The organism is Calidifontibacillus oryziterrae (genome assembly GCF_000331575.1).
GTDB classification, from domain to species: Bacteria; Bacillota; Bacilli; order Bacillales; family Bacillaceae_J; genus Calidifontibacillus_A; species Calidifontibacillus_A oryziterrae.
This window is the reverse complement of record NZ_ANOK01000003.1, coordinates 103,000-116,498: the sequence shown is the minus strand read 5'-3', so window position 1 is coordinate 116,498 and position 13,499 is coordinate 103,000. Positions and strand designations below refer to the sequence as shown.

The 13,499-nt window shown below is 35.7% G+C and carries 12 protein-coding genes; 5 read left to right on the top strand and 7 right to left on the bottom strand.

What is annotated here, in order from left to right:
* Nucleotides 1-945 carry a helix-turn-helix transcriptional regulator gene (locus D612_RS0100620; protein WP_017753529.1) on the bottom strand — a complete coding sequence of 315 codons (945 nt, stop codon included), beginning with the start codon at nucleotides 943-945 and terminating at the stop codon, nucleotides 1-3.
* A 187-nt stretch (nucleotides 946-1,132) separates the two neighbouring features.
* Complete coding sequence (locus tag D612_RS0100615) at nucleotides 1,133-2,041, bottom strand: chemotaxis protein (RefSeq protein WP_017753528.1); 909 nt, start codon at nucleotides 2,039-2,041, stop codon at nucleotides 1,133-1,135.
* A 204-nt stretch (nucleotides 2,042-2,245) separates the two neighbouring features.
* On the opposite strand from D612_RS0100615, the gene D612_RS0100610 reads away from it, so the two are divergent.
* Nucleotides 2,246-2,629: a hypothetical protein gene (locus D612_RS0100610; RefSeq protein WP_017753527.1), complete on the top strand. Its 384-nt coding sequence runs from the start codon at nucleotides 2,246-2,248 to the stop codon at nucleotides 2,627-2,629.
* Between the two features lie 51 nt (nucleotides 2,630-2,680).
* Here the strand turns inward: D612_RS0100610 and D612_RS19190 are convergent, their stop codons facing one another.
* A complete protein-coding gene (locus tag D612_RS19190; protein WP_017753526.1) occupies nucleotides 2,681-2,848 on the bottom strand; it encodes an aspartyl-phosphate phosphatase Spo0E family protein in 168 nt (55 codons plus the stop codon).
* Between the two features lie 513 nt (nucleotides 2,849-3,361).
* Nucleotides 3,362-5,335 carry a methyl-accepting chemotaxis protein gene (locus D612_RS0100600; protein ID WP_017753525.1) on the bottom strand — a complete coding sequence of 658 codons (1,974 nt, stop codon included), beginning with the start codon at nucleotides 5,333-5,335 and terminating at the stop codon, nucleotides 3,362-3,364.
* A gap of 224 nt (nucleotides 5,336-5,559) precedes the next feature.
* On the opposite strand from D612_RS0100600, the gene trpB reads away from it, so the two are divergent.
* From trpB to D612_RS0100585, 3 genes are all read left to right on the top strand, one after another.
* Entirely contained in the window at nucleotides 5,560-6,732 is a 1,173-nt protein-coding gene (gene trpB / locus D612_RS0100595; protein WP_017753524.1) for a tryptophan synthase subunit beta, read from the top strand.
* 173 nt (nucleotides 6,733-6,905) lie between these two features.
* A complete protein-coding gene (locus D612_RS0100590) occupies nucleotides 6,906-7,559 on the top strand; it encodes a glycoside hydrolase domain-containing protein (protein ID WP_017753523.1) in 654 nt (217 codons plus the stop codon).
* Between the two features lie 118 nt (nucleotides 7,560-7,677).
* On the top strand, nucleotides 7,678-8,964 hold the full coding sequence (locus D612_RS0100585) for an acetyl-CoA hydrolase/transferase family protein (protein WP_017753522.1): 1,287 nt from the start codon (nucleotides 7,678-7,680) through the stop codon (nucleotides 8,962-8,964).
* 97 nt (nucleotides 8,965-9,061) lie between these two features.
* Here D612_RS0100585 and D612_RS0100580 read toward each other — a convergent pair whose 3' ends face one another.
* Nucleotides 9,062-9,961 (bottom strand): DUF4349 domain-containing protein, encoded by a 900-nt coding sequence (locus D612_RS0100580; RefSeq protein ID WP_017753521.1) that lies wholly within the window; start codon nucleotides 9,959-9,961, stop codon nucleotides 9,062-9,064.
* Between the two features lie 173 nt (nucleotides 9,962-10,134).
* On the opposite strand from D612_RS0100580, the gene D612_RS0100575 reads away from it, so the two are divergent.
* Nucleotides 10,135-11,757, top strand: a complete 1,623-nt coding sequence (locus D612_RS0100575; RefSeq protein ID WP_017753520.1) for a methyl-accepting chemotaxis protein — start codon at nucleotides 10,135-10,137, stop codon at nucleotides 11,755-11,757.
* Between the two features lie 14 nt (nucleotides 11,758-11,771).
* Here D612_RS0100575 and D612_RS0100570 read toward each other — a convergent pair whose 3' ends face one another.
* Nucleotides 11,772-12,128, bottom strand: coding sequence for a DUF3870 domain-containing protein (locus D612_RS0100570; RefSeq protein WP_017753519.1), 357 nt, complete (start codon nucleotides 12,126-12,128; stop codon nucleotides 11,772-11,774).
* Nucleotides 12,129-12,288: 160 nt separating this feature from the next.
* A complete protein-coding gene (locus D612_RS0100565; protein ID WP_017753518.1) occupies nucleotides 12,289-13,497 on the bottom strand; it encodes an acyl-CoA dehydrogenase family protein in 1,209 nt (402 codons plus the stop codon).
* Between the last annotated feature and the right edge of the window lie 2 nt (nucleotides 13,498-13,499).

The following is a 13,499-nucleotide window of genomic DNA, read 5'->3' as shown; positions in this document are numbered from 1 at the left end:
CTAAATTAATTCACCAATACGATTCAAATCATAACCACCAAGTGACAAAATTTTTGATTGTAGGTGTGGTGATTTTAAAACACTTATAAATGCTTGACCTTGGGCGCTTTCGTAGAAGGCAGGTTTCATGACAAAATCATAGCTTTCTTTCGTCAATAGAATAAAATCTAACCCTAGAGCTTTCGCAGCACTTTCAGAACCTAATGCAACATCGACTAAACCTCTAGCTACTTTTGATGCGGCACCAAAATGTGTATGCTCAATCTCGTCATAGCCAAAAATATTGTCGATCGAAAGATTACGTTTTCTAATATGATAGTCAAAAAGAATGCGAGTTCCAGCTCCTTTTTGCCGGTTTACAAATTTCAACCCTGGACGAGCGATGTCATCCCATGATGATAACTTTTGCGGATTTCCTTTGGAAACAATCCAACCTATATTTCGGTTTACAAAATGTATAATTTTCATTGGTTCACCTGGAAAAATTCTACTAACAAACGGTTCATTATACTTCCCGGATTGTTCATCAAGTAAATGGCAGCCAGCAATATCAGCTTTCCCAAAATATAAGTTCATGAGCCCATCCATGCTTCCAATGTAGGCTGTAAAGAACTGTAAATTTGAATATGATTCTCTCATAGCATTTGCTAGTTCTTCGACTGCAAGATCATGACTTCCTAAAAATAAAATCGAGTGATCATGTGTAAACGGTTGCAATGGTGGATAACTAGTCATCATTTTGTCATCAATTCGATATGTAGTATGTTCTCCTTCAAAATGCTGACGACCTTCAGTGAATTTTTGGATAGTCTCGGGATCAAACCGCATTTTCCTTCCAATCCTAATTGCTTGAAGTTCACCACGCTTGACCATTTCATATACAGTATATTTTGAGATTTTTAATAGACTAGCAACCTCTTCTGGCTTGAGTAAATCGCGCTCCATTTTTCATCCACCCTGCCCTCTTTCTATAATCCACTATGTCAACGAAACAATCATAACCTAACAAAACACAAAATTGAAGTGAAAAATATCACTTTATTTAAGTTTTTTTGAGTTTTGTTAGTTTTTATTTGCTTTTGTTAGCAATAAAAAAGAGCGTCAGCATCGCTGCGCCCTTTTTTGTATTTAATTATAATACGTATTTATCAATATATTGAACTAACTCAACAATTTCAGGCTTACTTACTTGAGCTGTTGCTCCTACTACTTCACCCTTATGACGTAAGTCATCTGTTATAAGAGATGAAAAGATGATAACTGGAAGCTCCTTTAACTCATTATTTTCTTTAATACGCCTTGTTAAATGATGACCATCCATTTTAGGCATTTCTATATCAGTAATTACCATTTGAACTGCATCAGAAATCTTTTTACCGGTTTTTACAATCTCTTCAAGATATTGCAACGCATCTTGACCATTCTCAAACAATGTTAACTGATTATATCCTGACTCTTCTAGAGTTTGTTCGAGAAGCTTACGAAGCAATGGAGAATCTTCAGCTATTACAATACTTTTGTTTGAACGAGTACGAGGTCCAAGTTTTTTTAACTGATCGACACTTATACCAGATTCCGGATTAATATCCACTACGATTTTTTCATAATCTAATAGCAACACCATATCATCGTGCATCTTTATAACACCAATGATTTGTGTCTCTAGGCCAGAATACATCTCACTTGGCTTTTCAATTTGATTCCAAGATATTCGATGAATTTGTGATACAGTATGAACATGATAGACAATCTTTGTTTTATTAAATTCACAAACAATGAATTTATCTTGTTTTGGGTCCTGTGAAGGTGGAAATCCAAGAACGGTAGCCATATTAACAACTGGTAGAACTTCACCACGTAATGTAATAATACCCTCGACTGATGGATGAGAATGTGGAACAACCGTTATTGGTACAGGATTAATAATTTCTTTAACCTTAATTACATTAATACCAAATTTATTATGACCAACACCAAACTCTACTATTTCTAATTCGTTGGTACCACTTTCTAGTAGAATACCTTTATTATTTTCACTCATCCTCTTCGCCCTTCCATAGAAATATATTACTTTTATTATATTTTATTTCCTTTATTTTTTAAATAGTTATTACGAATATAGAAAAATATCTATCATTCCTAGTTTAATTTTTGTTCTTTTCTAAATTTTTAGAAAATATATTTTAGAATTCATCCTTTTATGTTATGATTAATACTATGATTATAATAAGGGGTGATAAGTAATATGGATAACACTTTTGAAAGCGTTTCCACAAATAACGACAAAATTGTATATTTTCAAACAATGAAAGAAAAACTTAATAAAAAATTCCAAATAGAATTAGCTTATTTACTAGATGAATTAATGGATTATCGTCAACAAAAAGTCGCTTGGATGATCTACGATTCTATGAAGGACTCTTACTCGATAGATGCTGTCGGTTTTAGTCTTGAGTTATGGTGTAACTATTGTGATGAAATCGACCCAATTATTGATAACGAGGGGAAATATGCAGCTTCGATAGAACTGTTCGTTTCTCAACTTCTTCTTCAAACTCCTTTTTCAAAAAAAGAAATCGTTAGAAAATATGGATTAAATGAAGAGGACCAAATCGTAATAAATATATAAATACAACTAACATAAAAGCCAAAATGAATAGGAGCTATCAAATAGCTCCTATTATCTTATTCGCTTTAAGTATTCATTTATTTTTACATCCAAACTTTGGCTCAGTACAACAATCGAAGGGTGTGACAGCAATTGATTTTGTTTCCACTCTTCAGTTAATTGTTGCCTTAGTTGCTCTATTTCTTCCGACATTTTTACCATAATACTATTATTAGCCATGCCGTCATCTCCTTTTATCATAATATAATAATAGTAACGATATTTTGATCCTAGTTATTATATTACATACTATTACATACTATCACTTTTTTGGGATTATCCTTCCATTTCGACAAAAATTTAAACAAATTGTAATATTTTCCTAATTATTGAAACTAATTCATGTGATATACTCTCTAATCTATTTTTTAACAACAATTATAACTTACCGCTCTTGATAACAAACGTTTTAAAAAAGGCGCAAGCGCCCTGATTAGCGACGTATAAACTAAGAGCGCTTCGACTGAGATAAACAAAACACGTCGAGGGACGAGTCGATGTTGACTTATCGCAAAAGAGATGAGCGAAGTTTACTAGTCGCTGGGCGGGTGGAGCAGGATTCCAAAGCGAAAAATTATATGCTTTCTTATCTTTCAAAAAAGCCTTAGCTCCAAAATGGAACTAAGGCTTCCAGAAAATTCACAGCAAAGCAATTCATTATGCAAGCTAATTTCTATTAGCTCTTCAAGCATACTATTTCACTTTAAAATTAGTCATCATATCTTGGAGCTCTTCAGCTAGCATTGCAAGTTTTGTAGCATCCTCGGAAATTAAATTTGCACTTGATGCTTGCTCTTCACTTGCTGCACTTACTTCTTCTGCCCCTGCTGAGGCTTGTTCGGTTACAGCTGAAATACTCTCCATATCCTTGCCGATCTCAATTGCTAAGCTATTTAGCTGTTGGATAAACTTATGGATTTCTTTATTTCTTTCAACCACTTCATCCACATGGGAAGCAATCTCTGCAAACACTGTCGTAGATTTCTTTACAGTTTCGGTTCCTTCCTCGACAACCTTCGTTCCTTCATTTGCAGCTTGGACTGCTTTTTTACTTTCAAGCTGTGTTTCTTGAATAAGTGAGGAAATTTTTTGTGCTGAAAGAGACGTTTCATTGGCAAGCTTCCGAACCTCTTCGGCAACAACAGCAAATCCCTTCCCATGTTCTCCAGCTCGGGCAGCTTCAATCGAAGCATTTAAAGCTAGCAGATTTGTTTGTTCAGCAATATTTGTAATAATTCCAACAATATTCCCAATTTCTTTCGATTGTTCATCAAGCTTTCGGATAATCTCTGCTGTTTCTAGCACCTTTGAATTCATTTCATCCATTTTTCCGAGAGCTTGTGTTGAATAATTTTTCCCCTTTTCTGCTGATTCCTTACTTTTTTCAGACGTTTCAATAACCTCATCAGTATAATTTGAAATATTATCAATTGTAGCTAACATGCTAGTCATTTGATTTGTTGTATTTGTAACCGATGATGCGATATCCGTCGTTCCTGAGGCCAACTCCTGCATTGTAACCGCAACCTGTTCGGCTGCATTTCTTGTTTCATTACTTGAAGCAACAAGTGTATCAGATGATGATTTAACATGCTTTGTTACATCCTGTACCTTTTGCAGCATTTGTTGCATATTATCAATCATTGCCGTGAAATTCTTCCCAAGTACGCCTACTTCATCATTTGAATTTGTATGATTTAAGCGAATGGTCAAATCTCCTTTCGCAACATTAGTCGTGATATCACTTAATAAACGAATTGGTTTTACTAGTCGTGACGCAAATACGACAATTACGAGAATGGAAAATATGATTACAACACCTGCTGTTACAAAAGAAAGCATAGCTAAATACGAGAGGCGTGCAGTTGCTTCTTTAACTGGAACTACTTCTAATAACCCCCAACCTGTCAGCGTGATTTCCTTATAGAAAGCATATCTTTCTTCTCCTTGGAACGTATAGCGTTTAAATCCAGTTTCATGGTTTTTAATAGAATCATAGGCCTCTGCTAACGCTGGTACTCCTAAATTCTGGAGCTTTTCTTTCATCAATAGGCCTTCTGTTGGGTGAACAATAAATAATCCTTCTGGCTGAATTACAGCAGCGTATCCCGTTTCACCAATCTTTACATTATTTACGATCTCCGTTAATACAGGAAGTGAAATTGATGCACCTAAAATCCCTACTGTTCCGTTTGCATTTTCAATTGATGTGGCTATAACGATAATAGTTTCACCATTTGCTTGGCTTACAACAGGATCTGAAATTGCAAAGTGACTGCCACTCAAAATTTCTTGATAATAATCTCGATCAGAGATTTGAACCTGTTTATCGTCCGTTGTAAAACCATTTCCACTAGTATCTGCTACGATAAAATCAAAATATTCAGGAAAATCTTTTATTCTTTCCTTCAACGTAACCAATTGTAAGTCAGAGTTCATACTGGAAATTTCACTACTTTTTGCAATGTTTCGAAGTCGTTCAACATGAATCTGCAATTGATCTTTAATTGTTACATCTAATAGGTCTAGCTGCAGCATTGCTTTTTCTTCAAAATCCATTTCAAGAAACTCTTTTGCTTTATTATGGTTTATCCAAGAAACAAAACCTAGGGCAATAATAATAATTGGGATTAATGTAAATAATAATTTAGCTTTTATACTACGCATATCTAGCCCTCCTTACATACTTAGATGTGATATTTGTCACAATTCTTTCATACTTTTATTTTATCTGCAATAATTTTTTTACCTCTTATAGACCCAAAAAAGCTATTTCGGCAAAATTTTATAATCGTTGTATAATTTTTTGCCTTATTTCTAGGGGTTACAAAATTCTGAAAATTTGGTAGAATACGATTATATTATGAATAAAAAATTTAGGAGGAGTTAAGATGAGCGGAGCTAGGACAGAGGAAAAAGGTTTTTATGGCGTTTACGGTGGTAGTATCGTACCACCTGAATTGCAAGAAGCATTAAATCATCTTGAGGAGGCATTTGAAAAATATAAAGATGATGAAGAATTTAATAAGGAATATAAATATTATTTAAAAGAATATGTAGGCCGCGAAAATCCATTAACGTTTGCCCGCAACTTAACCGAAAAATTGGGTGGGGCGAAAATCTATTTAAAGCGTGAAGATTTAAATCATATGGGCGCTCATAAAGTAAATAACGTACTTGGCCAAATTTTATTAGCAAAGCGAATGGGTGCAAAGAGAGTAATTGCTGAAACTGGAGCTGGCCAGCATGGTGTAGCAACCGCAACAGTGTGTGCAATGTTTGGCATGGAATGTGTGGTTTATATGGGCTTAGAAGATACAAAGCGACAGGCACTAAATGTATTTCGGATGGAAATGCTTGGAGCAAAAGTAGTTGCCGTAGCTCAAGGCCAAGGAAAATTAAAGGATGCGGTCGATGAAGCTTTAAATGATTTTGTTGCAAATTATAAAAATACATTTTATTTACTAGGGTCAGCAGTAGGCCCCCATCCGTACCCTGCAATTGTAAAGCACTTCCAGTCCATTATAAGTGAAGAGTCTAAACGACAGATTTTAGAAAAAGAAGGTCGCTTGCCTGATGCTGTAATTGCTTGTGTTGGTGGAGGTAGTAATGCAATTGGAGCATTTGCCCATTATATCGACGAGCCTTCCGTTCGCCTAATTGGAGTTGAGCCAGACCAAGCAGCAACAATGGCTGAAGGTGTTCCTGCAATAATTCATGGTTTTAAAACATTAACATTGTTAGACGATGACGGAAATCCTAAGCCCGTATATTCCATCGCTGCTGGTTTAGACTATCCTGGAGTAGGACCTGAACATAGCTACCTTAAGGAAATTGGCCGTGCTGAATACTATACAGTCACAAATGACGAAGTTCTTGATGCTTTTCAGACTTTAAGCAAAACGGAGGGAATCATCCCTGCACTTGAAAGTTCACATGCTGTTGCTTATGCTTTAAAGCTAGCGCCACAATTAAAACCAGATCAAATTATTATTGTGAATATTTCTGGTCGTGGGGATAAAGATGTTGAACATGTATTTAAATTATTAAAGGAACGAAATTAATAACATAATTGCTTGAAGTATACAAGATGGCTGTCCAGTAGGGCAGCCATCCTTACTATTACCTTTATTTCCTTACTCATATCATAATCAATAGGCACTCATTCCTTGTAAAGAACATATATTAATATTGTTGATTTGAAATTGTAAAATGATATGAACGGGGGAATATTAAATTGGCAAGATACATCTGGGGAGTTGACTCAGCACAAAAAATTTCTCCAACATTATATGAATGCGTTATTACTAATTTTAGCTATCCAAATTATTGGGGACGATATTTAACTACTGTTGCTAATGCATCTGAGGGATTAACAAATGATGAACTTCAATTTATGAAATCAAGAGGAGTCAAGCTGCTACCAATATATAACGATTTTCGATCTGCTTCTGGTTATCGAGAAGGTCAGGTTGCTGCGCAAAATGCAATTTTCCACGCACGTCGCTTAGGAATACCAAATGGAACACCAATCTTTGCAAATGTGGAACGTTTTTTTGAAGTGGATAGCGAATGGATTCGCGCTTGGGTAGAAACAATGTATCCGAGCGGCTATCAAAGTGGTTTCTACCATGATCCAACTGAAGGCCACTTTAATGAAGAGTTTTGTCAGGCAAGTCAAGAAAATAATCGAGTAAGAGCCCAATCTATTTTATGGAGTGCAGAACCGGATCCTGGGGCTACGAATAACAAAAATGCACCTACCTTTAATCCTCGAAAAGTTAATTGTGAGGCTACCACATGGGGTTGGCAATACGGACGGGACTCTCAAGCTTGTCCAATTGATACAAATTTAATTGATCAAAGATTGTTTAATAGGTTGCCATTTTAATAGTGTCTTATAAAAAATTGTCAAGAAATTATTGAAAATTGTGTAAAAATCTCCTAAATTTAAAATGTTATAATATTTGTAGATTTTTTGTACTATTTTTTATTAAGGAGCGGATAGTTTGAACATTGAAACATATCGTAATAAGAAAAAAAATCCAGAGGATATATTATCATTCATTAAAAACGGCGATGATATTATTATGCCCCTTGCTAATGGCGAACCTAACGTACTTTTAGATATTATTGAAGCTAATGCTGATCGTTTTCAAGATGTAAAATTTCATCAAATGCATGCGCTTAAGGAAAGAGATTATATATGGGGGAAATATCCAGGTAAACTTCACCACGTTTCTTACTTTTTAAGCCACGCAACAAGAAAAGCATTTTTAGCTGGAAAATGCTCACTAGTTCCAAACCATTTTCATGAGATGCCTAGACTGCTTCAAAAAACAACGAAGATGTCACTAATAATAACTGCTGCTTCTCCTATTGATGAACATGGTTATTTCTCATTAGGGACGAACGCTGATTATGTGGCACCATTCATAGGGAAGGTTCCATTCTTTCTCGAAGTAAATAAACAAATGCCACGAACGTTTGGAAGTAATGAAATCCATATAAGCCAAATTGAGGGGTATATTACCGTAGATTACCCACTTATCGAAGCGCATCAGCATGAAATAACAGAAACAGATCGAATAATAGCTGAATTAGTTGCAGAGCGTATCGAAAATGGATCAACGTTACAATCTGGGATTGGAGCAATTCCGAATGCGATAGTTTCATTGTTAACAAACCATAAAAATTTGGGTATTCACACTGAATTGTTATCCGATGGTGTTATGGAATTAATTGAGAAAGGTGTTGTTACAAATACAGAAAAAAAGCTAATGCAAGGGAAGGCTGTAACTACCTTTGCATTAGGAACGAAAAAATTATATGACTTTATTAATAATAACCTAGGAATTGAGATGCTTCCTGTTAGCTATGTAAACGACCCGCGGATCATCGGTCAGGAGGATAATATGGTATCCATTAATGCTACAACAGAGGTGGACTTTCTTGGCCAATGTGCCTCAGAAACGATTCAAGGTCGATACTATAGTTCATCCGGTGGCCAAGTAGATTTTGCAAGGGGAGCACTTTTTGCTAAGAATGGAAAAGGTTTCATCTGTTTGCATTCAACTGCAAAAAACGGAACTGTATCGCGAATACAACCTCAGCTTAGCCCACGCTCAGTTGTAACAACGTCTAAAAACGACGTTGATCATGTTGTGACTGAATATGGAGTCGCATCACTACGAGGAAAATGCTTATCAAAACGGGCCCAAGAATTAATAAATATTGCCCATCCTGATTTTAGAGATGAATTAAAATTCACAGCGAAGCAATGGGGATTATTATAATTCCAAATAACTTGCAAAGCTTTGCAAAAATTGCAAAGCTTTGCTTAATACTATATTTATTATAAAATAGTAAATGGGGCAATTACTAGAGAGGCTACTAAATATCCTTACTATTATTAGTTGCGTTTCTTTTCCTCACAATAACCACAACTAGAAAAGCAATTAAACCTATTAGAATCAATATTGGTGAAAAACCAATAAGAAATATTATGAAGGATGATGTAAAGCTTTTTAAGCCATTAATCGTATCAACAAAATTCTTTTTTGCTTGTTGCCACGTATTTAAATCTTCTTTATTTAAAGGTGGGACAATCACTTCCACATCTTCCATATGAATTTTTACTGCAGCTAATTCAGTTCGATTTTGTAGATATTTCATTCTTCCTACAATTTGTTCAATTTCTTCTTGGACTTGCCCTAAATCTTTGGAAATTTTCAGTAGATCCTCTGTTTTTTCAGATCTTTTCATAAAATCTAGCAGACGCTCTTCAATTAATCTTTTAGCCTTTAAACGTGAATCAAGATCGACATATTCCTCAGTTACATCTAGGCCATGAACATTTCGCTCATTAATTTTTTCGCTATTTTCTTCGACAAATATTAAAAATTGCTCGAATTGATCTTTGGGGATACGTGCAAAAACTGTTGCACTTCTCCTTCCTTCATCAACATTTACAATAGAAGACTCAACGATATATCCTCCTGTGCGAATAATTTCCTGCTGAAACTTTTCTACACTCTTTTCAAGTCCATTTATAGCAATATAAAGATCAGCCTCATAAGCGATCATTCTATCGGTATAGGCCTGTTGATTGGAATTACTGCTTTGATTACTCTCATTTGCAATCTCGGCTGCACCTACATCAAATTCCGCTTCTCTTGAAAAGCTCTGATCTACAGCTATATTACTTTTCGCTTTACTAGCTACATTCGGATTACCACAAGCAGTCATTAAGAATAAAAATAATGAAATAAAAAGAAAAATAGGCTTTTTCAAAATTGACCCCCCAAAAAATATATATTCTTAATTACAAGACGCATTTTTAATAAAAAAGTTACTTATTTATAGAAGGAAAAGTTACCACTATGGTCGAATAATTAAATATCAAGTGAACATTTTGTGAATTTTTGTAAAATATTTCAAAATCAACTCATATAAGGGGTGAAAAGATGAGCCGTTTATTAAATACAAAATCAGCAAAAACTGCACTTCAGAAGGTTGAGAGGGTAGCAAAAGAACTCCAAAGTATTTGGAATGCAAATACCCCCATCGAAGATCAGGCAGATCGTTTACGAGCAAAATTAGATGAATCTCTCCACCAGGACGAATATTTCGTTATTGTTGATGAAAACGGTCGTGGAGTCATTCATACGAATCGTTTACGTGAAGGTACGCCTTTTATTGATGATGTTGGCATGCGAGCAGCAAAAACAAGTTATCCAATCCTACAGCTCTATCCGCGAAATACAGGAGAGGTACTCGTCGATGCTTCATGTCCTCTTTTTCAAAATGAAAAAGGCAATAAATACAATCTTCGGATGGGAAGGTTGGTCCATCGGCCATTTGTCGGATTGATATTTGCTGGTCTAAGTTTTGTAATCGCGTTATTGGGAGCGCTTACAGGACTTGCATCAGGTTTATCTTATTTACAGACTTTTATCGTTTTTCTTATTTCATTCAGTGGTGGTGCAATTGTTAGTTCGTTTTTCCATAGAATGATCGTAGCGCGTCTCAGAAATTGGTATTCTGTCACTCGAACGATTGCATCAGGAAATTTAAGTGCGGAGGTTAAAACAGTTGGTGCTAGAAACGAATTTCACCAAATTGGCTATGAAATTAATAAAGTAATTTTAGGATTTCGTTCGATAATAAAGCAATTTGAAAAAGCATCTACAACAGTTGACCAAATTGGTCAAGAACAAGCACAGGCAGCCTTAAGTTTATCTGCAGCCTTTGACCAAGTTTCAGCAACAATGCAATCATTTCGTGGTGGAGCAGAACAACAAAGTAATTCCGTTGTTGAAGCTCAAGAAATGGTTGATGAAATGATGAGACAAGTTGTACATATGCAAAACGAAGTTGAAAAAGCTGTTGAGGGTGCTGATAAAGCACTCGAAACAGCAACCGAAGGTGAGCGTGCTGTTTTATCAACACAAGAACAAATGAGAGAAATTCAAGCGGCTGTATTAGCTACTGCAGAAAAAATAAGGGAAATTTCTGGTGAGGCTGATATGGTGATTGAAAAGGTTTCTTCCATAACCGCTATCGCTAAACAAACTAATTTACTTGCACTAAATGCTTCAATTGAAGCAGCTCGTGCTGGTGATGCGGGGAAAGGCTTTGCTGTTGTAGCGACAGAGGTCCGAAAATTAGCTGAAGGCACAAATGATTTCGCTCATGATATTCTATCGTCACTAGAGCAGACTCGTGTTGATTTGTTAGAGGCTGTTGAACAAGTTGAATATAACGTCGATTCAATTGGTGAAGGTGTTGAGCTTGTTGCAAATGCAGGAAAGGCTTTTGATAATCTAAAGCTAGCCTCTATCAGAACAAAGGAACTAGTGACAAATAACCGGCAATATGCAGTATCCATTACTGATGATGGGAAAAAGATTCAACAAATAATTGAGGAAATCAATAAGATCGCTAGAGACTTCTCAATGATTGTTGCTGAGACTGCAGTTAACGTAGATAAACAAATCGAAGGCATACATTTACTTGCTGAGGATGCTTCTTTACTCTCACAAGAAGCCAATAATCTCAATAAAATTGTAAAGCGCTTTCATTACTAAAGCCTGATAATTTATCAGGCTTTTTCCACATTTTGCTTGCCTTCGTGGATATTTTCTAGCTTCATTTGTTGGAATTGATAGTGCAAGTCTTTTAATGCAGCAATGATAGCATTCGTTGCTTTGCCGCGATAATGTATTTGAATAGCTTTTATCGGTTCATCAATACCATCTTTAATACTATACCCTCTCAGCAACCGACCGATGAACTCTCTACCATGATTAGTAGCTAATGTACATGATGCTTCTAATATGACACCATACTTATAATCCACCTCAGCTGTTACTGTTAAGGTTTCATAGACATTTTTTGCTGCCATTCCTTGGGGCAGACGAGAGTGACCTGCAATGAAAATCGTATAATATCCATTCATTTATTGATCCCCCACTAATTCATTTTGTCCTCATTACTATCCTTATTCCTTTAACTTTTCAAAAATGATGCTTGCCTACGTAAATAAAAAAAATCCTACAATTATCTATATAATTATAGGATTGGTAATTATCTTAAGTTTGATCATTAGCTGACTTTAGTCATGAAAGATTCAGTGTCTCATAAGGCCAAGCAGGAAGCATTCTTGATAGCGGCTTATCCTTTCGATATCCTAACACATACTCTCCTTGCATGATTGTATGAATTTCCCTCGTTCCTTCATAAATAACCGGCGCTTTAGCATTCCGTAAAAATCTTTCGACAGGATATTCATTTGAATATCCATAGGCACCATGGATTTGAACAGCATCATTAGCAGCCTGAAAAGCAAAATCACAAGCTTGCCACTTTGCTAACGAAGTTTCTCGAGTATTTCTTATTCCCTTATTTTTCAACCAACCTGCTTTATAAACTAGCAATCTAGACATTTGTAATCCAGCTTCCATCTTTGCAATCATTTGTTGAACTAACTGATGCTTTCCAATTTCTTTTCCAAATGTACTTCTTTCATGACAATATTTAACGCTCTCCTCTAGACTAGCCATGATAGTTCCACAAGCGCCTGCAGCAACTGTAAAACGGCCATTATCTAATGCCGACATTGCAATTTTAAAGCCTTCCCCTTCATTTCCCACTAAATTTTTTTTAGGCACCCTAACATGATCAAAGAAAATTTCGCCTGTATTTCCGGCACGAATTCCTAATTTGCCTTTAATAGCCTTTGAAGAAAATCCAGGCATTGTTCTTTCAACGATAAAACAAGATATCCCATGATGCTTTTTACTTTTATCAGTATAAGCAAATACTAAAAAGTTGTCTGCGACATCACATAATGATATCCATGTTTTAGAACCATTTAATATATAAAAATCACCATCTTTAACTGCGGTTGTTTGTAAGGCCGCAACATCGGACCCTGCATTAGGTTCTGTTAAACCAAAAGCTCCAACCTTTTCGCCCTTCGCTTGTGGAACGAGATACCTTTGTTTTTGATCCTCATTTCCCCACTGCAATAATGTCATACTATTTAGCCCAGTATGAACAGACACAGCGGTTCGATAAGCCGTGTCCCCTCTTTCCAACTCCTCACAAACAATTGCTAGTGAATTATAGTCCATCCCACTACCACCATATTCCTCTGGTATACAAACACCCATTAAATTTAAATCCGCCATTCGTTTTATTATACTTTTTTCAAAATGTTGGTTCGCATCCCACTCAGCGATAAAAGGCATAATCTCTTTATCTACAAACCTTCTTACCATTTGCCTTACCATTAATTGTTCCTCCGAAAAACTAAAATCAAACATAT